Origin of the sequence: Neisseria sp. 23W00296 (assembly GCF_044772855.1) — a bacterium.
Taxonomy (GTDB): domain Bacteria; phylum Pseudomonadota; class Gammaproteobacteria; order Burkholderiales; family Neisseriaceae; genus Neisseria.
On record NZ_CP173024.1, the window covers coordinates 558,561 to 580,409 of the forward strand.

Consider the following 21,849-nt stretch of genomic DNA (forward strand, 5'->3'; position numbering starts at 1 on the left):
AAGTTAAAAATACTCGTAAAGGATAACTGACGGTTGCGGCCGTCTGAAAACCCGTTTATCCGGTTTTCAGGCTGCCTTTTGCCGCGTTACTCGCCCTGTTTTTCAGGCTGCTTGCTGCTCAGGCTTTTGGCGATGCCGACGAGTTCTCGGAACTCGGCAATCAGGCCGAAGGGGTCGCGGGCGCGGGTGGCGGCGGCCATTTTTTCGATGGCATTCCAATCAAGTTTGCCGTTATATTCGCCGCCGCGCAGTTGTTGGGCGTAGGAGGCGGCGGCCAGCGCGAGGCGGGTGTCGGCGTCGGCCTGCGCCAGCGGAATGCTGCGGGCGGGTACGGGCTGTTCGATCAGTTTGCTTGCGCTTTGGCCGAGCAGTTTGTAGCGCACTTTGACGTAGGCGTATTCGTTTTTGCTGCCGTCTGCGGCGGGGGCTTTTTGGTAGCGGGAGTCGGCGAGCCAGCCGGTTTTGCCCTGCGGGATGATTTCATACAGGGCGGTTACGCTGTGGCCGGAGCCGATGTCGCCGGCATCGACTTTGTCGTTGTTGAAGTCTTCGTTGCGCAGGGTGCGGTTGGTGTAGCCGACCAGGCGGTATTCTTTAACCGTGGCGGGGTTGAATTCGACTTGGATTTTGACGTCTTGGGCGATGGTGGCGAGGGTGGAGGTGAGCTGGTGTTGCAGGACTTTTTTCGCTTCTTTTTCACTGTCGATGTAGCTGTAGTTGCCGTCGCCGGCATCGGCGATTTGTTCCATCATCTCTTCGTTGTAGTTGTCGGTACCGAAACCGAGGGTGCTGAGCGAGATGCCGCTTTTTCGTTTTTCGGCCACCATGGATTTGAGGGTTTCGGTATCGGCAACGCCGACGTTGAAGTCGCCGTCTGTTGCCAGGATGATGCGGTTGATGCCGTTTTTGACGTAGGCTTTTTGCGCCTGCTCATAAGCCATTTTCAATGCGGATTCTCCCGCCGTGGAGCCGCCGGCCTGCAGCTTGTTGATGGTGCGCAGGATTTCATCCTTGTTGTCGCCGGAAGTCGGCGGCAGGACGAGTTCTTCGCCTGATGCGTAGGTAATCAGGGTAACTTTGTCTTGAGGGCGCAACTGTTCGGTTAGGATGCGCAGGGTTTTTTTCACTAAGGGCAGTTTGTCCGGTTCATCCATGCTGCCCGATACGTCCACCAGGAAGACCAGGTTGGCCGGCGGCAGTTCCTTTTTCGCCAGGTCTTGCGCCTGTATGCCGATTTTGATGAGTTTGGCCTCGGGCTGCCACGGCGAATCGACGGTTTGGGTGTGGACGGCGAAGGGGCGGCCGTCTTTGGGCAGGGGGTAGGAATAGGGGAAGTAGTTGACGATTTCTTCGATGCGCACGGCGTCTTTGGGCGGCAGGCGGCCGTTGTTGAGGAAGCGGCGCACGTTGGCGTAGCTGCCGGTGTCGACGTCGATGCTGAAAGTGGAAACGGGCTCTTGGGCAACGGCTTTGACGGGGTTTTCAGGCTGCTTTTGGTAGCGTTCGGTGTCGGTGCGCAGGGGGCGGGATTCGGCTTCATACATAACTTCCGCGTTGCCTGCCGCTTCGGCGCGGGGGGACGGAGAGGCGGGCGGTTGGGGTGTGTCGCAGGCGGCCAAAGCGGCCAGCGTGGCAAGGGTTGTGGTTTTCAAGAGCAGGGTGCGGACGGTCATTTGCGGATTCCTTAATAATAGATAACGGATAATGGAAATAAGGGGAAAACAAACGGTTGAGGCCGTCTGAAACCTTTAAAACAGGCTTTCAGACGGCCTTTTCCTAGTCGGCGCGCTCTTGCGGGATTTGGAAAATCTGGCGCAGGTAGGCGAGGAAGGTGTCGTTGTCGGTCATGGTTTTGCCGGGGCTGTCGGAGAGTTTGGCGACGGACTGGCCGTTGCATTCGACGAGTTTCAAGACGATGTTCAGCGGGATGTGGCCGAGGTCGTTGGTGAGGTTGGTGCCGATGCCGAAGCTGGTTTTGAAGCGGTCTTTGAAATATTGGTGCAACGCCCATGAACGTTCGATGTCGAGGCCGTCTGAAAAGGTGAGCATTTTGGTGCGGCTGTCGATTTTGAGATTTTTGTAGTGGGCATAGGCTTTGTCGCCCCATTCGTAGGGGTCGCCGCTGTCATGGCGCAGGCCGTCGAAGAGTTTGGCGAAATAGAGGTCGAAGTCGCGCAAAAAGGCGTCCATGCCGACGACGTCGGTGAGTGCGATGCCCAAGTCGCCGCGGTATTCGTGCACCCAGGCTTCGAGGGCGGCCGTCTGAAAGTCGCGCAGGCGCACGTGCAGGGCTTGGAAGGCTTGGAGAAATTCGTGCGCCATGGTGCCGATGGGGGTCAGGCCGAGTTTTTTTGCCAGATAAACGTTGCTGGTGCCGCGGAAGACTTCGGGTGCGGCCTGGCGGAAGGTGCGGACGACGTGTTCCTGCCATTTAAGGTTGTAGCGGCGGCGGGTACCGAAGTCGGAAACGAGAAACGGCGGGTCTTCGGGATTTTGGCTGCCGGCAAAGGTTTTCAGGCGGGCTGCCTTTTCTTGCAGGCGGCGTTCGCCTTCGGCCAGCACTTCGGACGTTTCCAAACGGCGGAAGTAGAGTTCGTTGACGATGGCCAAGATGTAAATTTCAAAGAACATGGCCTGTATCATCGGCCCTTCAACACGGATGTGCAGTCGGCCGACCTCGTCGGTCGTTACCGTTACGAAGCGGCGTTTGAGCTGGAACAGTTCGAGATAGTCGACAAAATCGCTTTTGATGAAGCGCAGGCCGCGCAGGTAGGCCAGTTCGTCCTGCGTGAGTTTGAGGGTGCACAGCGCGTCAAGCTCGGCTTCGAGTTCCGCGCGGATTTCGGCCAGCGGGTAAACCGTGTCTTCATGGTTGCGGCAGCGGAATTCGTACACGCCGTGCGCCTGCGGAAACTGGTGCAGCACGACTTGCAGCATGGTGAATTTGTAAAGGTCAGTGTCGAGCAGGGAGTGGATGATGGGGGCGCGGGACATGGCTTTTGCCTTTGCGTTGGAAGGGAAAACGCATTAGAACACGTTTACAAAAAGGCGGCAAACAGGCCGTCTGAAAAGGCGGTTTGCAAAGTTATGCAAACAATAGCTATAATCAATTTGCAGAGACGGCGCGGAAAACGCCGTTTTCTTTCCACCTTGTCAAACAGGAGAAACCCTATGAGCACCCGTACCGAACACGACACCATGGGCAATGTAGAAGTCCCTTCCGAAGCCTATTGGGGCGCGCAAACGCAGCGCAGCCGCCAGAATTTCAAAATCGGCGGCGAAACCCTGCCGCAGCCGATGATTCACGCGATGGCGCTGGTGAAAAAAGCCGCCGCGCACACCAATGCCGCGCTCGGCCGCATCAAACAAGAGCAGGCAGACTTGATTGTTCAGGCTGCCGACGACGTACTCGCGGGCAAGCTCGACGGCCAGTTCCCGCTGGTGGTGTGGCAGACCGGTTCGGGCACGCAGTCAAACATGAACATGAACGAAGTGCTGGCCAACCGCGCCAACGAAATCGCCGGTACAGGCTTGGCGGCTTATCAGCCCGTCCACCCCAACGACCATGTCAACCACGCGCAGTCCACCAACGACAGCTTCCCCACCGCCATCCACGTGGCCGCCGCGATTGAAATCAACCGCCTGCTGATTCCCGCCGTGAAAGCCCTGCGCGACACGCTCGACAAAAAAGCCCAAGCGTTCGCCCCCATCGTCAAAATCGGCCGTACGCACCTTCAAGATGCTACGCCGCTGACTTTGGGTCAGGAATTTTCCGGCTACGTTTCCCAGCTCGACCACGGCCTCGACCGCCTGCAAGACGCGCTCAAAGGTCTGTACGAACTGCCCTTGGGCGGCACCGCCGTCGGCACAGGTTTGAACAGCCACCCCGAATACGCCGAAAAAGCCGCCGCCAAACTCGCCGAACTTTCAGGCTTGCCGTTTGTTACCGCGCCGAACAAATTTGAAGCCCTCGCAGGTCGCGATGCCGCCGTATATGCCTCGGGCGCGCTCAAAACCCTCGCCGCCAGCCTCAACAAAATCGCCAACGACATCCGCTGGCTCGCCTCCGGCCCGCGCTGCGGCCTGGGCGAAATCAAAATCCCCGAAAACGAACCCGGCTCGTCCATCATGCCCGGCAAAGTGAACCCCACCCAGTGCGAAGCCATGACCATGGTGTGCTGCCAAGTGTTCGGCAACGACACCGCCATCAGCATGGCGGGCGCGTCGGGCAACTTTGAGCTGAACGTGTACATGCCCGTTATCGTGTACAACCTGCTGCAATCCGTGCGTTTGCTTGGCGACGCCTGCAACAGCTTCAACGAAAACTGCGCCGTCGGCATTGAGCCCGTGCCCGAAAAGATTGACTACTTCCTGCACCACTCGCTGATGCTGGTTACCGCGCTCAACCGCAAAATCGGCTACGAAAACGCCGCCAAAGTCGCCAAAACCGCCTACAAAAACGACAAATCCCTGCGCGAAACCGCCATCGAGCTGGGTTTGCTCACCGGCGAAGAGTTTGACGAACTGGTTGTGCCTGCGGATATGGTGGCACCGCGTTAAGCCAGTTTCCGCTTGATTTTGATTGGATGCAGTAAAAAGGCAGCCTGAAAACCTTGTGACGGGGTTTTTAGGCTGCTTTTTTTGGTTTTCAGACGGCATTAGGCAGTCTGAAAAATGGTTTACGATGGGCAGTGCTTATCCGCAATCGGCGGGAGTGAAAGGCAGCCTGGAAACGGGCGCAGCGGGTTTCAGCAAAGAAGCCCCAATGCCCCAACCCGTCCCGCCGTCATTCCCGCGCAGGCGGGAATCTTGTTTGGTATGCGGCAATGCTTGGAAAAACAATATTGCCCAAACCATGCAAGATTCCCGCCTGCGCGGGAATGACGTTTTTTTGTTTTTCAGGCTGTCTGTTGCCTTTCAGACGGCATTAGGAGCAGCCTGAAACCCATTTGCAACATCACGCCCCATCGGGCAAACGCTCCATCCATGTTTGCAAGTCAAGACGGGTTTCGCCGCCATACACGCTGCCTGCGGGAATGCGGGCGCTCAGGCGGATGCGGTAGGCATTGCCTTGTTTTTCAAGAAATTGCAGCTTGGTGTTGAACAGGTCGCCGTGTTCAAAAACGTAAAGGGTGAAATAGGGTTCGTTGTACTCGCTGTTCCAAGCATCGGGCAGGATCAGGGTTGTGCCTGTCAAATCATCTTTGTTTGCAAGGGGGATTGGGTCGCGCTCGGCATACAGGCGGGGGGTGCGCCCATAGAGATTGTGGCGGGCCGTGAGATCGGGGTTTTCGCCGCATTCAATATTAAAATCCCAGCCGTTGTAGGGCTGATGCCCGCTTTGGGGGCAATAGCGAAACACGGCGCGTTCAACGGGAAAAACGGTGCGGTGGATTTTAAGGATGTTTTCCATAGCGTAACTTTCTGTGCGAAGGCAGCCTGAAAGCTGATTTCCCGCTTTCAGGCTGCCTTTCCAACTGCTGTTCAATCAGGCGCAATCAATACCAGCCACGAAATTTCATCGCTTTTTCCAAGCGGCGAATACTCATCATATAGGACGCGGTGCGCAGATCAATGTCAAATTCCTGCGCCAAGTCCCAGATGTCGTTAAACGCGCGGCGCAGGACGACGGTTTGTTTTTCCTGCACTTCGTCAAATTCCCAATAATAGCCTTGCAGGTTTTGCACCCATTCAAAGTAGGAAACGACCACGCCGCCGCAGTTGGCGAGGATGTCGGGTACAACCAGCACGCCGTTTTGGCGCATGATGGCGTCGGCTTCGGGCGTGGTCGGGCCGTTTGCGCCTTCCACCACGATTTTGGCGCGCACCTTGCCCGCGTTTTCGGAGGTGAGCTGGTTTTCCAGCGCGCAGGGGGCAAGTACGTCCACATCCAGCGCGAGCAATTCGGCGTTGCTGATTTCTTTGCCGTAGCCCGCTTGGTTGGTGATGAAGCCGTTGGCGCGGTATTCTTTGAACAGCGCGTCCATGTCCAGCCCGTTTTCGTTGTAGATGGCGACATCGACGGTGGAGACGGCGACGACTTTCGCGCCTGCCTGATGGGCGTAAAGACCGGTGTGGAAACCGACGTTGCCGAAGCCTTGGATGGCGTAGGTCGCGCCTTTTACGTCTTTGCCGAGCTTGGCAAGGGCTTGCACGGCGGCGAAGTTTACGCCATAGCCTGTGGCTTCGTTGCGGGCGAGCGAGCCGCCGAACTCTACGGGCTTGCCGGTGAACACACCGGGGGCGGATTTTTTGACGATGCTTTCGTATTCGTCCACCATCCACGACATGATTTTGCCGTTGGTGTTGACGTCGGGGGCGGGGATGTCGATTTTTTCGCCGATTAGGGGTTCGATGGCGTTGGCGTAGCCGCGTGCCACACGCTCAAGCTCGGCTTCAGAATATTGTTTGGGGTCGATAATCACACCGCCTTTGCCGCCGCCGTAGGGCACGCCGGCAACGCAGCATTTGATGGTCATCCAGATGGAAAGGGCTTTGACTTCGTCGAAGCTGACATTGGGATGAAAGCGCACGCCGCCTTTGTAGGGGCCGACGGCGTTGTTGTGCTGGGCGCGGTAGCCGGTAAAGGTTTTGATGCTGCCGTCGTCGAGTTTGACGGGGAAGGTTACTTCCAGCGCACGCATGGGGTTTTTCAGGATTTCGTAAACGGCAGGCTCGGCGTTGAGGCGGTCGCAGGCGGTTTTGACCTGTTTGCGGGCGATTTCAAAGGGGTTGAGGGTTTCTTTTGTAGAAGCGGACATGGTTTTTCCTTTGTTTGGTTTTCGGGAATGTGCTCGGCACGGACAAAGGCGGAACTATATATAAAATTCGGGGGAAATGTAATAGTATGTAACGGCTATTTCCCTGATTTTTAACATTGTCTACATTTTTGCACGATTTGTGTGAAGAAAGCGCATGAGGGAAAACTGCAGAGAAGCGTGGCGTTTGGCACGGACGCAGGCGGGTTTGGCTGCGCCGAAGCGGCGTTTCAGACGGCCTTTCTGCCGCGCTGCGCTTGGGCGGCGGACAAATGCAAAAGGCCGTCTGAACGTTTCAGACGGCCTCTTTACTGCCTGCTTTTAACGCTGTGTGCCGTTTTGACTTTGTCGAAATTTCGCTTTCAGACGGCCTCAGACACCAAATCCGCCAGCGCGGGCAAAAAGCATTCGGCAAGGGCGAGGGTTTCGCCTTGGTGGGTGAAGAAGGAGCGGCGGGCGAGGAAAGCGGACGGGGCTTGGGGGACGGCGGCGGGCACGGGGCAGGCGTATTGCAGGGTGCTGCGGTGCAGGCCGGCGATGCCGCCGCCGAAGAGCATTTCGCCGAGCGGGCGCGTGCCGCAGTTGAGGATGCCGCGCCAGAAGGCGGAGTCGGGCGGGCATTGGCTGCGCGCCCAGACGACGGGCGAGCCGTCGAGGCAGAGGAAGACGTCGCGGCAGAAGGGCAGGGCGGTTTGCTGCGCCGCGCCCTTGTCGAGCAGGGGGGAGGCGCTGTTTTCGCCCAAATGCAGCAGGCGTACGGAAAAGGCGTACGGCAGGGTGCGCAGGGCGGCGGTGAGCGAGGGGGCGGTGATGATGCGTACGAGTGGCGCGCAGCCGTTTTCAGACGGCCTCTGTGCGGCGGGCGCGTCGTTCCAGAGTGGGGCGGTGTTCATTTGTGCTTGTAGAAATGGCTGGCGAAATAAACCTGCGAGCCTTCGCGCAGGAGGACGAGGCAGACGGCGGCCAGCGGCAGGCCGACGAGCATGCCGACAAAGCCCATGAGCTGCCCGAAGGCCATCAGGGAGAAAATCACCCAGAAGGGGGAGAGGCCGATGCGGTCGCCGACGATTTTGGGGGTGATGAAGAAGCTTTCGAGAAACTGTCCCACGGCAAACACCGACCAGACGGCAACCATGCCGTGCCAGGAGTTGAATTGCAGCAGGGCGGCGACGGTGGCGAGCAGCAGGCCGGTGAACGCGCCCAGATAGGGGACGAATACGAGGATGCCGGCAATCATGCCGATGGCGAAACCGGAATCGAGGCCGGTAAGCATGAGGCCGGTGCCGTAGACCAGCCCCATAATCAGCATCACCATAAGCTGCCCGCGCAGGAATTCGCCCAGTACGTCGTCCATTTCGCGGCTGATGCGGGTGTAGGTGTCGATGAAGCGGCGCGGAATCAGGGCGCGGATGCCGTGCGACCAGCGTTGCCAGTCGAACAGAAAATAGTAAAGCAGCAGCGGCAGCAGGACGAAGTTGCTCACGCCCACGGCCAGCGCGCCGCCCTGCGCCATGAGGGCGGGGGCGATTTGCGAGGCGGCCTGCTGCACCGTGCCGCTGTGGTTTTTCAGCCAGTTGGCGGCGGCTTCTTTGTTCAGCGGCAGGCTGCCGCCGAAATGGGCGTGCAGCCAGGGCAGGGCTTTGTTTTGGGCGAAGTCGATAAGCTGCGGCAGGCGGTTGGTGAGGTTTTCAAACTGGGTGATCAGCATGGGCACGAGGATCAGCAGCAGGGCGAGCAGCAGCAGCAGGGCGAACATCATCACCAGCATGGAGGCCGCGCCGCGCGGCACGCCTTTGTCGCGCAGTTTTTCCACCAGCGGGTTGAGGATGTAGGCCAGCACGGCGGCCACGATAAACGGCATCAGAATGTCGCGCAGGGCGAGCACCAGCGCGCCGCAGGCGAGGAAAAAGGCCGTGCCGATGATCCAGGGCGAGAGGCCGCGTTTTTTCTTGGTGTACATATAAAGTGTGCCAAAGGCGGGGCTGTAAAGGCGCGAAGGATAACACGGCGGGAGAGGCGCCGCACGGGCAAGGGCTTGAAACGGATTTTGAAGCCGTCTGAAAAACGGTTTTCAGACGGCCGCAGGCAGCCACAGCAGGGGCAAGTTCGGGTAAAATGCGCCCCGTTTTTTCCCTACCGTTTTGAAAGCAGAGCAGACATGAGCGAATCTTTAAGCTACCGCGACGCGGGCGTGGACATAGACGCAGGCGACCGCCTGGTCGAAAACATCAAACCCTTTGCCAAACGCACCATGCGCCCCGAAGTATTGGGGGATTTGGGCGGTTTCGGCGCGCTGGTCGAAATCGGCAAAAAATACCAAAACCCCGTGCTCGTCAGCGGTACCGACGGCGTGGGCACCAAACTCAAACTCGCCTTCGATTGGGACAAGCACGACACCGTCGGCATCGATTTGGTCGCCATGAGCGTAAACGATATTTTGGTACAGGGCGCAGAGCCTTTGTTTTTCCTCGATTATTTCGCCTGCGGCAAACTCGATGTCGAACGCGCCACCGACGTGATTAAAGGCATCGCGCAAGGCTGCGAAGAATCCGGCTGCGCCCTCATCGGCGGCGAAACCGCCGAAATGCCCGGCATGTATCCCGAAGGCGAATACGATTTGGCGGGCTTTGCCGTGGGCGTGGTCGAAAAAGACCGCGTCATCAACGGCCGCAGCATCAAAGCGGGCGACGCAGTGCTCGGTTTGGCCTCCAACGGCGCACACTCCAACGGCTACTCGCTCATCCGCAAAATCATCGAGCGTGACGCGCCCGATTTGGACGCGGAATTTGACAAGGGCAAAACCCTGCGCGAAGCCGTCATTGCGCCGACCCGCCTGTATGTAAAACCGATTCTGGCTGCACTAAAACAGTTTGAAATCAAAGGTATGGCGCACATCACCGGCGGCGGCATCACCGAAAACGTACCGCGCATCCTGCCGGACAACACCGTCGCCCAAATCGACGCCGGCGCGTGGCAAATGCCCAAGCTGTTCCAATGGCTGCAACAAGCGGGCAATGTCGAAACGCAGGAAATGTACCGCACGTTTAACTGCGGCATCGGCATGGTGCTGGTGGTCGCCGCCGAAGATGCCGACGCAGTGGCCGCGTTCCTTGCAGGAGAAGGCGAAACCGTTTACCGGCTCGGCACAATCCGCGAGCGCGTAGGCGGCGAACACCAAACCCAAGTCGCTTAAAGCCAAAGCAAGGCAAAGGCCGTCTGAAACGCCCAAACGGGATTCAGACGGCCTGAACTTTACACCGGTTCGCAACTGCCGCATTTGCAGCCTCAAAAAATTCCAATTCAGACGGCCTCAACCCTCCCCACGAAAGATACGCATGACCCGCCAAGCCCTTATCCGCGCCCTGCCCAAAGCCGAGCTGCACGTTCACATCGAAGGCACGTTCGAGCCGGAGCTCATGTTTGAAATCGCCCGCCGCAACGGCGTGGCCATTCCCTATCCAGATGTCGAAACCCTGCGCCGCGCCTACGATTTCCACAACCTGCAATCCTTTCTCGACATTTATTACGCCGGCGCGTCGGTATTGCTGCACGAACAGGATTTCTACGACCTCGCCGCCGCCTATCTGGTGCGCTGCCGCGAAGACAACGTGGTGCACACCGAAATTTTTTTCGACCCGCAAACCCATACCGCTCGCGGCGTAGCGTTTGACACCGTGTTAAACGGCATCTTACGCGCCTGCCGTGATGCCGAAGCAAAATGGGGCATCACCAGCAGCCTGATTATGTGTTTCCTGCGCCACCTCTCCGAAGCAGACGCATTCGCCACGCTCGAACAAGCCCTGCCCTATAAGCAGCACATCATCGGCGTCGGTCTCGATTCCAGCGAAGTCGGCCACCCGCCATCAAAATTCACCCGCGTGTTCGAACGCGCCCGCGCCGAAGGTTTTCTCGCCGTTGCCCACGCGGGCGAAGAAGGGCCGCCGCAATACGTTTACGAAGCCCTCGACCTGCTCAAAGTCGAGCGTATCGACCACGGCGTACGCGCCGAAGAAGACGACGTACTGATGCGCCGTCTGATTGCCGAACAAATGCCGCTCACCGTCTGCCCTTTGAGCAATCTGAAACTCAAAGTCGTCAGCGAGTTAGCCAGGCACAACCTGCACCGTATGCTCGGGCGCGGCGTACTCGTTACCGTCAATTCAGACGACCCGGCCTACTTCGGCGGCTATATGAACCAAAATTTCGCCGACGTTGCCGATGCGCTGGATTTGAGCGAAAACGACATCCGCGCCCTGTGCAAAAATTCCTTCAAGGCTTCGTTTCTGTGCGAAGACAAAAAAGAAATGTGGTATCGCCGCGTAGACGAATGCGCGCCTGAGGCCGTCTGAAAGCGCAGCGTGCACATCAAAAGAGGCCGTCTGAAAATGGGTTTCAGACGGCCTTTTGTCCTCTTGCATCCTGACAAAACTTAACGCAGCTCAAATTCCTGCGCCTGCCTTTGTGTTAATTTCGACCGTGTTATACCGTTTCATTTTCAGCGGTATGGCGACCAACGATAACGAAACCGAAAAGGACACAAACCATGAAAATCTACTTAGCGATGATTTCCACCGCCGCGCTGGCGCTTGCCGCCTGTTCGCAGGAGGCGGCGAAACCTGCCGAACCCGCGCCCGCGTCCGAGGCTGCCGTTTCCGCGCCGGTTCAGGCCGCATCCGAGGCCGCCCCGGCCGCCCAAGAGCAGACGCAGCAGCCTGCCGCGTCTGCCGAAACACCTGCGCTGCAAGCGTCTGCCGAAGACAAACCGACAGAAGAAGCCAAGCCCGCAGCGGAGGACAAGCCCGCCGAAACCGCCGCCGACGGCAAAAAAGTGTTCGACGGCCTGTGTTTCGGCTGCCACGCCGCCAATTCCGCCATTCCCGATTCGCCGCGCATCACCAATAAGGCCGACTGGGCGCCGCGCATCAAAAAAGGCAAGGACACGCTGTTCAAACACGCCCTCGAAGGCTTTACCGACAAAGGCATGATGCCCGCGCGCGGCGGCAATTCCGCGCTGTCGGACGACGAAGTGAAAGCCGCCGTGGTGTATATGGTGAACGAATCGGGCGGCAAGTTCTGATTCCCCGTCCGCCATAGCGCGTAAAGGCCGTCTGAAAGCACCGTTTGCAGGCTTTCAGACGGCCTTTCCATACCCGCCGCCGCCTACCGCGTGTTAGAATCGCACATTTGCAAATCTTCACAGGCCGTCTGAAAAACAGACCGTCTTTTCAGACGGCCTCCCCCAACCTTTCAGGAGAAAACAGCATGGACGATATGATTAAAGAAGCGGCGCTGCGCTTTCACGAATATCCCAATCCGGGCAAAATCCAAGTCGCCCCCACCAAGCCCTTGGGCACGCAGTATGATTTGTCGCTGGCCTATTCGCCCGGCGTCGCCGCGCCCTGCATGGAGATTTACGACAATCCGCTGAACGCCTACAAATACACCGCCAAAGGCAACCTCGTCGCCGTGATTTCCAACGGCACGGCCGTGCTCGGCTTGGGCAACATCGGCGCACTGGCGGGCAAACCCGTGATGGAAGGCAAGGGTGTGCTGTTTAAAAAATTCGCCAATATCGACGTGTTCGACATCGAAGTGAACGAAACCGATCCCGACAAGCTGGTGGAAATCATCGCCTCGCTCGAACCCACCTTCGGCGGCATCAACCTCGAAGACATCAAAGCGCCCGAGTGCTTCTACATCGAGAAAAAACTGCGCGAGCGCTGCAACATCCCCGTCTTCCACGACGACCAGCACGGCACCGCCATCATCACCGCCGCCGCCGTCCTCAACGCCCTGCGCGTGGTGAAAAAAGACATCGGCCAAGTGTCGCTCGTCTGCTCCGGTGCGGGCGCGGCCGCCATCGCCTGCCTCGATTTGCTTGTCGCCCTGGGCATGAAACGCGAAAACATCACCGTCTGCGACTCCAAAGGCGTGATCTACCAAACCCGCGAAGACCGCGAGCGTATGGACGAGAGCAAAGTGCGCTACGCCGTTGCCGACAACGGCCAACGCGTCCTCGCCGATGCCGTGTCCGGCAAAGACATCTTCCTCGGCCTCTCCGGCCCGAACGTGCTCAGCACCGACATGCTGAAAACCATGAACGTCAGCCCCATCGTCCTCGCCCTCGCCAACCCGCAGCCCGAAATCTGGCCGCCCGAAGCGAAAGAAGCCCGCCCCGACGTGGTTATCGGCACCGGCCGTTCCGACTTCCCCAACCAGGTCAACAACGTCCTCTGTTTCCCCTTCATCTTCCGCGGCGCGCTCGACGTGGGCGCCACCACCATCAACGAAGAAATGAAACTCGCCTGCGTGCGCGCCATCGCCGATTTGGCCATGGCCGAATCCAGCGCGGAAGTGGCCGGCGCATACGGCGACGCCGAACTCACCTTCGGCCCGGAATACCTCATTCCCAAGCCCTTCGACCCGCGCCTGATCGCCCGCATCGCCCCCGCCGTCGCCAAAGCCGCGATGGATTCCGGCGTTGCCACCCGTCCGATTGACGATTTGGACGCCTACGCCGAAAAACTCACCGAGTTCGTTTACAAAACCAGCCTCTTTATGCGCCCCGTCTTCAACCAGGCGCGCAAAGACATCAAACGCATCGTCCTCACCGAGGGCGAAGACGAGCGCGTGCTGCACGCCGCCCAACAGGTTGTGTCGCAGAAACTCGCCTTCCCGATTCTGGTGGGCGACGCCAAACTCATCGAAGAGCGCCTCGTCGCGCAGGGTCTTACCATTCAGGCGGGCAAAGATTTCGAGCTGGTCGACATCAAAAACAGCCCCTACTACGAAGAAAGCTGGAAAGAGTATTACAACCTGCGCAAACGCCTGGGCGTGACCGAAGAAATGGCCAGACGCCGTCTGAAAGCCAACAGCACCCTCGTCGGCGCGCTGATGGTCAAACTCGGCCGTGCCGACGGCCTCGTCTGCGGCACGATGGGGCGTTTCCACGACCACTTCGCCGTGATGGAAGAAGTGATCGGCTACAACAACCCCGAAAAAGAAGCCTTTGCCATGAACGCCCTGATTTCCAACAAAGGCAATTTCTTCATCGCCGACACCTACATCAATGAAAACCCCACCGCCGAGCAGCTGGCCAAAGGCACGCTGATGTGCGCCGCCGAAATGAAACGCTTCGGTATCAAGCCCAAAGCCGCGCTGGTGTCCAACTCCAACTTCGGTTCGCGCCGCGATGCGGATGCCACCAAAATGCAGCAGGCTTTGGAAATGATCCGCGAGCTTGATCCCGAGTTGGAAATCGACGGCGAAATGCAGGCCGACGTGGCGCTGGACGACGAAATGCGCCGCAGCATCTTCCCCGAAACCACCCTCACCGGCGCGGCCAACCTGCTGGTGATGCCCAACGTCGAAGCCGCCAACATCAGCTACAACCTGCTGCGCGTCAACGCCACCAACGGCATCACCGTCGGCCCCATCCTGATGGGCTTGAACAAACCCGTGCAGATTGTGACGCCGATTTCCACCGTGCGCCGCATCGTCAACATGATCGCCCTCGCCGCCGTGGACGCACAGCGCCAGTAAGCCCGATTGGCAGACAAGAGGCCGTCTGAAATGTTTTCAGACGGCCTTTTTTGTTTCCCTGTACCGCGCGCGGCGGCATCGGAGAAGGTTTGTTGCAAAGTAGGGGAGCGATGCGGCAGCTTGTATTAAAAAATTCGAAATAATATAGGAATGATGCCTATCTTTCATTCGGAGACAGATACGGCTGTGAAAAACGGGTTTTTCGATTGGATTTTTTCTGATTGTTTCTTATGGGTTTAACTTGAATTTCGTCAGTTTTTTGTTATGGGGGTATCACCCGATTTTATTATTAGTATCAGAATAAGTGATTTTACGGCCAGACTACACAGCACTACATTCCCTTACACAAGAACAACACCACAGGAGAACACAGTATGACCATCCATTCTGCCGGCCTGCGTTTCCGTCAGGCAGTTCAAGAATCCCGTCCCCTGGCCGTTGTCGGCTGCATCAATGCTTATTTTGCCCGTTTGGCCACGCACAGCGGCTTTAAGGCGGTTTACCTTTCCGGCGGCGGCGTAGCGGCCTGTTCGCGCGGCATTCCCGATTTGGGCATCACCACCATGGAAGACGTGCTCACCGACGCGCAGCGCATTACCGACAACGTCGATACCCCGCTGCTGGTGGATATCGACGTGGGCTGGGGCGGCGCGTTCAACATTGCCCGCACCATCCGCGCTTTCGAGCGCGCGGGCGTGGCGGCGGTGCACATCGAAGACCAGGTGGCGCAAAAGCGCTGCGGCCACCGCCCGAACAAAGCCATTGTGCCGCTGTCGGAAATGGTTGACCGCGTCAAAGCGGCGGTAGATGCCCGCCGCGACGAAAACTTCGTCGTGATGGCGCGTACCGACGCGCTGGCGGTGGAAGGTCTTCAGGCTGCCATCGAGCGGGCGCAAGCCTGCGTCGAAGCGGGTGCGGACATGATTTTTCCCGAAGCCATGACCGAGCTGGGCATGTACCGCCAATTTGCCGATGCGGTCGGCGTGCCGGTGCTGGCCAACATCACCGAGTTCGGCGCCACGCCGCTCTACACGCAGCAGGAGCTGGCCGACAACGGCGTGAAACTGGTGCTCTATCCGCTTTCCGCCTTCCGCGCCGCCAGCAAAGCCGCGCTGAATGTCTATGAAGCGATTATGCACGAGGGCACGCAGGCCAATGTGCTCGACACCATGCAGACCCGCGCCGAACTCTACGATCATCTGAACTACCACGATTTCGAACAGAAATTGGACGAACTGTTCAGTAAAAAATAATAAAACCAAGGAATTGAAAGTCTCCCCCGCTTTTCCCGCCCACTCTACTTAAGGAGCTTGCCATGACAGCACAAACCGCCACCCCCGCCTTCAAACCCAAAAAATCCGTCGCCCTGTCCGGCGTGGCCGCAGGCAATACCGCGCTGTGCACCGTCGGCCGCAGCGGCAACGATTTGAGCTACCGCGGCTACGACATTCTCGATCTGGCCAAACACTGCGAGTTTGAAGAAGTCGCCCACCTGCTGATCCACGGCCACCTGCCCGACAAACACGAGCTGGCCAACTACAAGAAAAAACTCATCGCCCTGCGCACCCTGCCCATGCGCGTGCGCCATGTGTTGGAAAACCTGCCCGCCAACACCCATCCGATGGACGTAATGCGTACCGGCGTTTCCGCACTCGGCTGCACCCTGCCCGAGCGCGAAAGCCAGCCGACCAGCGAAGCCCGCGACATCGCCGACCGCCTGATCGCTTCTCTCGGCAGCATCATGCTTTACTGGTACCAATACACCCAGCACGGCAAAGTCATCGATTTGGAAAGCGAAGAAGACAGCATCGGCGGCCACTTCCTGCACCTGCTGCACGGCAAACGCCCCACCGCCGAACAAGTCAAAGCCATGCACATCTCGCTGATTCTGTATGCCGAACACGAGTTCAACGCATCCACCTTCACCGCCCGCGTGATTGCCGGCACCGGTTCCGATTTGTATTCCTGTATCGCCGGCGCCATCGGCGCGCTCAAAGGCCCCAAGCACGGCGGCGCCAACGAAGTGGCCTACGACATCCAAAAACGCTACCGCAGCGCCGATGAAGCCGAAGCCGACATCCGCGAACGCATCGGCCGCAAAGAAATCGTCATCGGTTTCGGCCATCCCGTGTACACCATTTCCGACCCGCGCAACGTCGTGATCAAAGAAGTGGCGCGCCAACTTTCCGCCGAAAGCGGCGACATGCTGCTCTTTGACATCGCCGAGCGGCTGGAAACCCTGATGTGGAACGAGAAAAAAATGTTCCCCAATCTCGACTGGTTTTCCGCCGTTTCCTACCAGAAACTCGGCGTGCCCACCGCCATGTTCACCCCGCTGTTTGTCATTTCGCGCACCACCGGCTGGTCGGCGCACGTGATCGAACAGCGCGCCGACGGCAAAATCATCCGCCCCGGCGCCCACTACACCGGCCCCGAAGATCTGGCCTTCGTACCGCTGAACGAGCGCTAGGCGCTTTCAGGCTGCCTGCGGGTTTCCCTTTTCAGGCAGCCTGAAAACCTTTTCAGACGGCCTGATGCCGCGCAAGGTGTATAATTTTCAGCTCTTATACACACAGGAGCAGACCATGCGTACCAATATCGTCATCAACGATCAACTGATGGCCGAAGCCCTGCAGCTTTCCGGCCTGTCAAGCAAACGCGAAGTCGTCGAAACCGCCCTGCGCCTGTTGGTGCAGCAGCAGCGCCAGCGGCAAATACGCAGCCTGCGCGGCAAACTCATATGGGAAGGCGATTTGGCACAGATGCGCGGAGTAGGCGATGATCATTGCTGATACCGGCGTGTGGATAGACTATTTCAACGGCACCGGCAATGCCGAAAGCGACCGTTTGGATTTCGCCCTGCAACACGAACAGGTTGCGCTGACCGACCTGATTCTGATGGAAATCCTGCAAGGCTTTCGCGACGATGCCGCCCACAGCCAAGCCCTGTCGCTGCTTGGCGCGCTGCACTGCTTCGACACGCTCGGCCGCGAACGCGCCATCCGCTGCGCCGCCCTGTACCGCGCCTTACGCAAACGCGGCATCACCATACGCAAAACCAACGACGTCATCATCGCGGGCTTCTGCATCGCGGAAAACATCCCGCTGCTGTTCCGCGACAAAGACTTTTTGCCGTTTGCCGAACACATGGGCTTGCAGCGCGTAGCGGCAGGTGCGGTCAATTAGGCAGCCTGAAAGCCTTTTCAGACGGCCTTTGCCGCCCAAACGCAGGCAGCCTGAAAAGCCCCAAGGCCGTCTGAAACTGCTTCACTCCCCTTTCAGGCTGCCTGCACCGCATCACAAGGCAGCCTGAAACACCACTCGGCTTAGCCCGAACACAAGAACAATACCGAAACAAAGGAAAAAACCATGAGCGCCAACGAAAAATACCGCAAACCCTTGGCCGATACCGGTCTCGACTACTACGACGCCCGCGCCGCCTGCGACGAGATTCAGGCTGGCTCGTACGACACACTGCCCTACACCAGCCGCATCTTGGCCGAAAACTTGGTGCGCCGCGCCGACAAAACCGATTTGCCCACGCTGCAATCCTGGTTGGAACAGCTGATCGGCAACAAGCAGGAATTGGATTTTCCCTGGTATCCCGCCCGCGTGGTGTGCCACGACATTCTCGGCCAAACCGCGCTGGTGGATCTGGCCGGGCTGCGCGACGCGATTGCCGAGCGCGGCGGCGATCCGGCCAAAGTCAATCCGGTGGTGCAGACCCAGCTGATTGTCGATCACTCGCTGGCGGTGGAATGCGACGGCAACGACCCCGACGCCTTCGCCAAGAACCGCGAAATCGAAGAGCGGCGCAACGAAGACCGCTTCCACTTTATCAACTGGACGAAAACCGCCTTTGAAAACGTCGACGTGATTCCGGCAGGCAACGGCATCATGCACCAGATCAATCTGGAAAAAATGTCGCCCGTGGTGCAGGTGCAAAACGGCATCGCCTTTCCCGACACCTGCGTCGGCACCGATTCGCACACGCCGCACGTGGACGCACTGGGCGTGATTTCCGTCGGCGTGGGTGGCTTGGAAGCCGAAGCCGTGATGCTCGGGCGAGCGTCGATGATGCGCCTGCCCGATATCGTCGGCGTGAAACTCAGCGGCCGCCGCCGGGCGGGAATTACCGCCACCGACATCGTGCTGGCGCTTACCGAATTTCTGCGCAAAGAGCGCGTGGTCGGCGCGTTTGTCGAATTTTTCGGCGAAGGCGCCGAAAGCCTGACCGTGGGCGACCGCGCCACCATTTCCAACATGACCCCCGAATACGGCGCCACCGCCGCCATGTTTTCCATCGACCGCCAAACCATCGACTATTTGAAACTCACCGGCCGCGACGAGAATCAGGTTCGGTTGGTGGAAACCTACGCCAAAACCGCCGGACTGTGGGCAGACGATTTACGCGGTGCCCGCTACCCGCGCGTGCTGGAATTCGACCTTTCGCAAGTGGGGCGCAACATGGCCGGGCCGTCCAACCCGCACGCGCGTTTTTCCACCACCGATCTGGCCGCCAAAGGCCTGGCCGCGCCCTACGAAGAACCGGCAGACGGCCGCATGCCCGACGGCGCCGTGGTTATCGCCGCCATCACCAGCTGCACCAACACCAGCAACCCGCGCAACGTCGTTGCCGCCGCGCTGCTCGCCCGCAACGCCAACCGCTTGGGGCTCAAACGCAAACCGTGGGTGAAAACGTCCTTCGCCCCCGGCTCGAAAGTGGCCGAAATCTACCTGAAAGAAGCCGGCCTGCTGCATGAAATGGAACAACTGGGCTTCGGCATCGTCGCCTTCGCCTGCACTACCTGCAACGGCATGAGCGGCGCCCTGCGTCCCGAAATCCAACAGGAAATCATCGAACGCGACCTGTACGCCACCGCCGTCCTGTCCGGCAACCGCAATTTCGACGGCCGCATCCACCCCTACGCCAAACAAGCCTTTCTCGCCAGCCCGCCGCTGGTTGTCGCCTACGCCATCGCCGGCAGCATCCGTTTCGACATCGAAAACGGCATACTCGGTCGTGCCGACGGCCGCGACATCCGCTTAAAAGACATCTGGCCGGCCGACGAAGAAATCGACGCCGTCGTTGCCGAATACGTCCGCCCGCAGCAGTTTCGCGACGTGTACGTGCCCATGTTCGACACCGGCACCGCGCAAAAAGCCGCCAGCCCGCTCTACGACTGGCGCCCCATGTCCACCTACATCCGCCGCCCGCCCTACTGGGAAGGCGCGCTGGCGGGCGAACGCAGCCTGAAAAACATGCGCCCGCTGGCCATCCTGCCCGACAACATCACCACCGACCACCTGTCCCCGTCCAACGCCATCCTGCCCACCAGCGCCGCAGGCGAATACCTGGCCAAAATGGGGCTGCCCGAAGAAGACTTTAACAGCTACGCCACCCACCGCGGCGACCATCTCACCGCCCAGCGCGCCACCTTCGCCAACCCCAAACTGTTCAACGAAATGGTGAAAAACGCCGACGGCAGCGTTCGCCAAGGCTCGCTCGCCCGCATCGAACCCGAAGGCCGCGTAACCCGCATGTGGGAAGCCATCGAAACCTATATGGCACGCAAACAGCCGCTCATCATCATCGCCGGCGCCGACTACGGACAAGGTTCCAGCCGCGACTGGGCCGCCAAAGGCGTGCGGCTGGCAGGTGTCGAAGCCATCGTTGCCGAAGGTTTCGAGCGCATCCACCGCACCAACCTGATCGGCATGGGCGTGCTGCCCCTGCAGTTCAAAAGCGGCACCAACCGCCACACCCTTGCGCTCGACGGCACGGAAACCTACGACGTTTCCGGCAGTTTCGTCCCGCGCGGCGACATGACGCTCACCATCCGCCGCCGCAACGGCGAAACCTTGGAAGTCCCCGTCAGCAGCCGTCTCGACACCGCCGAAGAAGTCCTGATCTACCAGGCCGGCGGCGTGCTGCAACGCTTCGCCCAAGACTTTCTCGAAGAACACGCCGCCTGACGCACACAGGCAGCCTGAAAAGCCGTTTTTCCCTTTTCAGGCTGCCTGGGGTGTGCTGACATTCAACATTTTGGCGGCTTTTCCGTCCTAAAACGGCATCTGCCGCGTTGAAAACACTCGCCAATGGACGGCATTGGCTCGCATTTTCGCCTTGCATCTGCCATTTTATGCCGCAAAATCCGCTTCAAAAGTTGATTGTCAACACACCCTATGGCGGCACAGGCCGTCTGAAACCAAGGCAGCCTGAAAAACGCGAAAGGCCGTCTGAAAACCCCAAAGGCAGCCTGAAAATCCCGTACAGGCCGTCTGAAAACCCACCACAAAGGACACCCCATGCCGCAAATCAAAATTCCCGCCGTCTATTACCGCGGCGGCACGTCCAAAGGCATCTTCTTCAAACGCAGCGACCTGCCCGCCGCCGCGCAGCAGCCCGGCGCCGCCCGCGACAGCATCCTGCTGCGCGTGCTCGGCAGCCCCGACCCCTACGGCAAACAGATAGACGGACTGGGCAACGCCAGCTCGTCTACCAGCAAAGCCGTGATTCTCGACACATCCGAGCGCCCCGATCACGACATCGACTATCTCTTCGGCCAAGTCGCCATCGACCGCCCCTTCGTCGATTGGAGCGGCAACTGTGGCAACCTGACTGCCGCCGTCGGCGCATTCGCCGTCTCGCAGGGGCTGGTGGACGCCGCCAAAATCCCCGAAAACGGCACCTGCACCGTCCGCATCTGGCAGGCCAATATCGGCAAAACCATCGTCGCCCACGTTCCCATTGAAAACGGCCAAGTGGCCGAAACCGGCAGCTTCGAGCTCGACGGCGTCGCCTTTCCCGCCGCCGAAACCGTCATCGAATTTCTCGACCCCGCCGACGGCGCAGGCGAGATGTTCCCCACCGGCAACCTGACAGACGAGCTCACCGTCCCCGGCATCGGCAGCCTGAAAGCCACCCTGATCAACGCCGGCATCCCCACCGTCTTTCTCAACGCCGCCGACTTGGGCTACAGCGGCCGCGAAAGCCAGGACGACATCAACGCCAACCCCGCCGAACTGGAAAAACTCGAAACCATCCGCGCCCACGCCGCCCTGAAAATGGGACTGATCCAAACGCTGTCCGAAGCGCAAACCCGCGCCCACACCCCGAAAATCGCCTGGGTCGCCCCCAGCGCCGCCTACACCGCAGCGGGCGGCAAAATCATTGCCGCCGAAGACACCGACCTGCTGGTACGCGCCATGAGCATGGGCAAACTGCACCACGCCATGATGGGTACCGCTTCCGTTGCCATCGCCGCCGCCGCCGCCGTTCCCGGCACCCTGGTCAATCTCGCCGCCGGCGGTATCGCGCGCGACGCCGTACGCTTCGGCCACCCGTCCGGCACCCTGCGTGTCGGCGCCGCCGCCCGCTGCGAACAAGGCCGCTGGCGCGTCGCCAAAGCCGTGATGAGCCGCAGCGCCCGCGTGATTATGGAAGGCAGCGTACGCGTGCCGGATGATTGTTTTTAGGCGGTTTTGCGCCATGGCATAAATCATGCATGCGCAGCAAAAAGGCCGTCTGAAAACCTGTAATACAGGT

General features: G+C 59.3%; 17 protein-coding genes. 11 read left to right on the top strand and 6 right to left on the bottom strand.

The genetic code is table 11. The features are described 5' to 3' along the window. Nucleotides 1–86: 86 nt before the first annotated feature. Together ACG2K1_RS02905 and pncB are read right to left on the bottom strand one after the other, a co-directional pair. The gene (locus ACG2K1_RS02905; RefSeq protein WP_395428091.1) at nt 87–1,673 is read right to left on the bottom strand and encodes a von Willebrand factor type A domain-containing protein; all 1,587 of its coding nucleotides are present in this window, start codon (nt 1,671–1,673) and stop codon (nt 87–89) included. 103 nt (nt 1,674–1,776) lie between these two features. Next, nucleotides 1,777–2,994 (bottom strand): nicotinate phosphoribosyltransferase, encoded by a 1,218-nt coding sequence (gene pncB / locus ACG2K1_RS02910; RefSeq protein ID WP_395428090.1) that lies wholly within the window; start codon nt 2,992–2,994, stop codon nt 1,777–1,779. A gap of 177 nt (nt 2,995–3,171) precedes the next feature. Between pncB and fumC the strand changes: the two genes are divergently transcribed. Beyond that, nucleotides 3,172–4,560 carry a class II fumarate hydratase gene (gene fumC / locus ACG2K1_RS02915; RefSeq protein WP_094030822.1) on the top strand — a complete coding sequence of 463 codons (1,389 nt, stop codon included), beginning with the start codon at nt 3,172–3,174 and terminating at the stop codon, nt 4,558–4,560. 397 nt (nt 4,561–4,957) lie between these two features. Here fumC and ACG2K1_RS02920 read toward each other — a convergent pair whose 3' ends face one another. The 4 genes from ACG2K1_RS02920 to ACG2K1_RS02935 form a co-directional block, all read right to left on the bottom strand. Further along, nucleotides 4,958–5,413, bottom strand: coding sequence for a hypothetical protein (locus ACG2K1_RS02920; protein WP_395428088.1), 456 nt, complete (start codon nt 5,411–5,413; stop codon nt 4,958–4,960). 85 nt (nt 5,414–5,498) lie between these two features. Beyond that, entirely contained in the window at nt 5,499–6,761 is a 1,263-nt protein-coding gene (locus ACG2K1_RS02925; protein WP_395428087.1) for a Glu/Leu/Phe/Val dehydrogenase, read from the bottom strand. Between the two features lie 359 nt (nt 6,762–7,120). Next, the gene (locus ACG2K1_RS02930) at nt 7,121–7,651 is read right to left on the bottom strand and encodes a chorismate lyase (protein ID WP_009427485.1); all 531 of its coding nucleotides are present in this window, start codon (nt 7,649–7,651) and stop codon (nt 7,121–7,123) included. Next, on the bottom strand, nt 7,648–8,718 hold the full coding sequence (locus ACG2K1_RS02935) for an AI-2E family transporter (RefSeq protein ID WP_009427486.1): 1,071 nt from the start codon (nt 8,716–8,718) through the stop codon (nt 7,648–7,650). Before ACG2K1_RS02935 ends, ACG2K1_RS02930 begins: the two co-directional genes overlap by 4 nt. 198 nt (nt 8,719–8,916) lie before the next feature. On the opposite strand from ACG2K1_RS02935, the gene purM reads away from it, so the two are divergent. The 10 genes from purM (at nt 8,917) to prpF (ending at nt 21,779) form a co-directional block, all read left to right on the top strand. Further along, nucleotides 8,917–9,951, top strand: a complete 1,035-nt coding sequence (purM, locus tag ACG2K1_RS02940; protein ID WP_395428084.1) for a phosphoribosylformylglycinamidine cyclo-ligase — start codon at nt 8,917–8,919, stop codon at nt 9,949–9,951. A gap of 142 nt (nt 9,952–10,093) precedes the next feature. After that, entirely contained in the window at nt 10,094–11,107 is a 1,014-nt protein-coding gene (locus ACG2K1_RS02945; RefSeq protein ID WP_009427488.1) for an adenosine deaminase, read from the top strand. 194 nt (nt 11,108–11,301) lie between these two features. Beyond that, a complete protein-coding gene (locus ACG2K1_RS02950) occupies nt 11,302–11,835 on the top strand; it encodes a cytochrome c5 family protein (RefSeq protein ID WP_009427489.1) in 534 nt (177 codons plus the stop codon). 185 nt (nt 11,836–12,020) lie between these two features. Continuing rightward, nucleotides 12,021–14,300, top strand: a complete 2,280-nt coding sequence (locus ACG2K1_RS02955) for an NADP-dependent malic enzyme (protein WP_009427490.1) — start codon at nt 12,021–12,023, stop codon at nt 14,298–14,300. A 374-nt stretch (nt 14,301–14,674) separates the two neighbouring features. After that, a complete protein-coding gene (prpB, locus tag ACG2K1_RS02960; RefSeq protein WP_395428081.1) occupies nt 14,675–15,553 on the top strand; it encodes a methylisocitrate lyase in 879 nt (292 codons plus the stop codon). A gap of 62 nt (nt 15,554–15,615) precedes the next feature. Beyond that, entirely contained in the window at nt 15,616–16,770 is a 1,155-nt protein-coding gene (gene prpC / locus ACG2K1_RS02965; RefSeq protein ID WP_395428079.1) for a 2-methylcitrate synthase, read from the top strand. A 115-nt stretch (nt 16,771–16,885) separates the two neighbouring features. Then, on the top strand, nt 16,886–17,092 hold the full coding sequence (locus ACG2K1_RS02970) for a type II toxin-antitoxin system VapB family antitoxin (RefSeq protein WP_036496847.1): 207 nt from the start codon (nt 16,886–16,888) through the stop codon (nt 17,090–17,092). Further along, nucleotides 17,079–17,486, top strand: coding sequence for a PIN domain nuclease (locus ACG2K1_RS02975; RefSeq protein ID WP_395428073.1), 408 nt, complete (start codon nt 17,079–17,081; stop codon nt 17,484–17,486). The genes ACG2K1_RS02970 and ACG2K1_RS02975 overlap by 14 nt, the downstream gene beginning before the upstream one ends. A 183-nt stretch (nt 17,487–17,669) precedes the next feature. Beyond that, nucleotides 17,670–20,276: a Fe/S-dependent 2-methylisocitrate dehydratase AcnD gene (acnD, locus tag ACG2K1_RS02980; RefSeq protein ID WP_395428066.1), complete on the top strand. Its 2,607-nt coding sequence runs from the start codon at nt 17,670–17,672 to the stop codon at nt 20,274–20,276. Nucleotides 20,277–20,609: 333 nt separating this feature from the next. After that, nucleotides 20,610–21,779: a 2-methylaconitate cis-trans isomerase PrpF gene (prpF, locus tag ACG2K1_RS02985; RefSeq protein WP_009427499.1), complete on the top strand. Its 1,170-nt coding sequence runs from the start codon at nt 20,610–20,612 to the stop codon at nt 21,777–21,779. Nucleotides 21,780–21,849: the final 70 nt, after the last annotated feature.

Bases quoted from the DNA above. Each gene is read 5' to 3' on its own strand.
- purM (WP_395428084.1), top strand. From the start codon at position 8,917: ATGAGCGAATCTTTAAGCTACCGCGACGCGGGCGTGGACATAGACGCA.
- ACG2K1_RS02925 (WP_395428087.1), bottom strand. From the start codon at position 6,761: ATGTCCGCTTCTACAAAAGAAACCCTCAACCCCTTTGAAATCGCCCGC.
- prpC (WP_395428079.1), top strand. From the start codon at position 15,616: ATGACAGCACAAACCGCCACCCCCGCCTTCAAACCCAAAAAATCCGTC.
- ACG2K1_RS02935 (WP_009427486.1), bottom strand. From the start codon at position 8,718: ATGTACACCAAGAAAAAACGCGGCCTCTCGCCCTGGATCATCGGCACG.
- ACG2K1_RS02945 (WP_009427488.1), top strand. From the start codon at position 10,094: ATGACCCGCCAAGCCCTTATCCGCGCCCTGCCCAAAGCCGAGCTGCAC.
- ACG2K1_RS02920 (WP_395428088.1), bottom strand. From the start codon at position 5,413: ATGGAAAACATCCTTAAAATCCACCGCACCGTTTTTCCCGTTGAACGC.
- ACG2K1_RS02950 (WP_009427489.1), top strand. From the start codon at position 11,302: ATGAAAATCTACTTAGCGATGATTTCCACCGCCGCGCTGGCGCTTGCC.
- prpF (WP_009427499.1), top strand. From the start codon at position 20,610: ATGCCGCAAATCAAAATTCCCGCCGTCTATTACCGCGGCGGCACGTCC.
- ACG2K1_RS02955 (WP_009427490.1), top strand. From the start codon at position 12,021: ATGGACGATATGATTAAAGAAGCGGCGCTGCGCTTTCACGAATATCCC.
- fumC (WP_094030822.1), top strand. From the start codon at position 3,172: ATGAGCACCCGTACCGAACACGACACCATGGGCAATGTAGAAGTCCCT.
- acnD (WP_395428066.1), top strand. From the start codon at position 17,670: ATGAGCGCCAACGAAAAATACCGCAAACCCTTGGCCGATACCGGTCTC.
- ACG2K1_RS02930 (WP_009427485.1), bottom strand. From the start codon at position 7,651: ATGAACACCGCCCCACTCTGGAACGACGCGCCCGCCGCACAGAGGCCG.
- ACG2K1_RS02905 (WP_395428091.1), bottom strand. From the start codon at position 1,673: ATGACCGTCCGCACCCTGCTCTTGAAAACCACAACCCTTGCCACGCTG.
- prpB (WP_395428081.1), top strand. From the start codon at position 14,675: ATGACCATCCATTCTGCCGGCCTGCGTTTCCGTCAGGCAGTTCAAGAA.
- ACG2K1_RS02975 (WP_395428073.1), top strand. From the start codon at position 17,079: ATGATCATTGCTGATACCGGCGTGTGGATAGACTATTTCAACGGCACC.
- pncB (WP_395428090.1), bottom strand. From the start codon at position 2,994: ATGTCCCGCGCCCCCATCATCCACTCCCTGCTCGACACTGACCTTTAC.
- ACG2K1_RS02970 (WP_036496847.1), top strand. From the start codon at position 16,886: ATGCGTACCAATATCGTCATCAACGATCAACTGATGGCCGAAGCCCTG.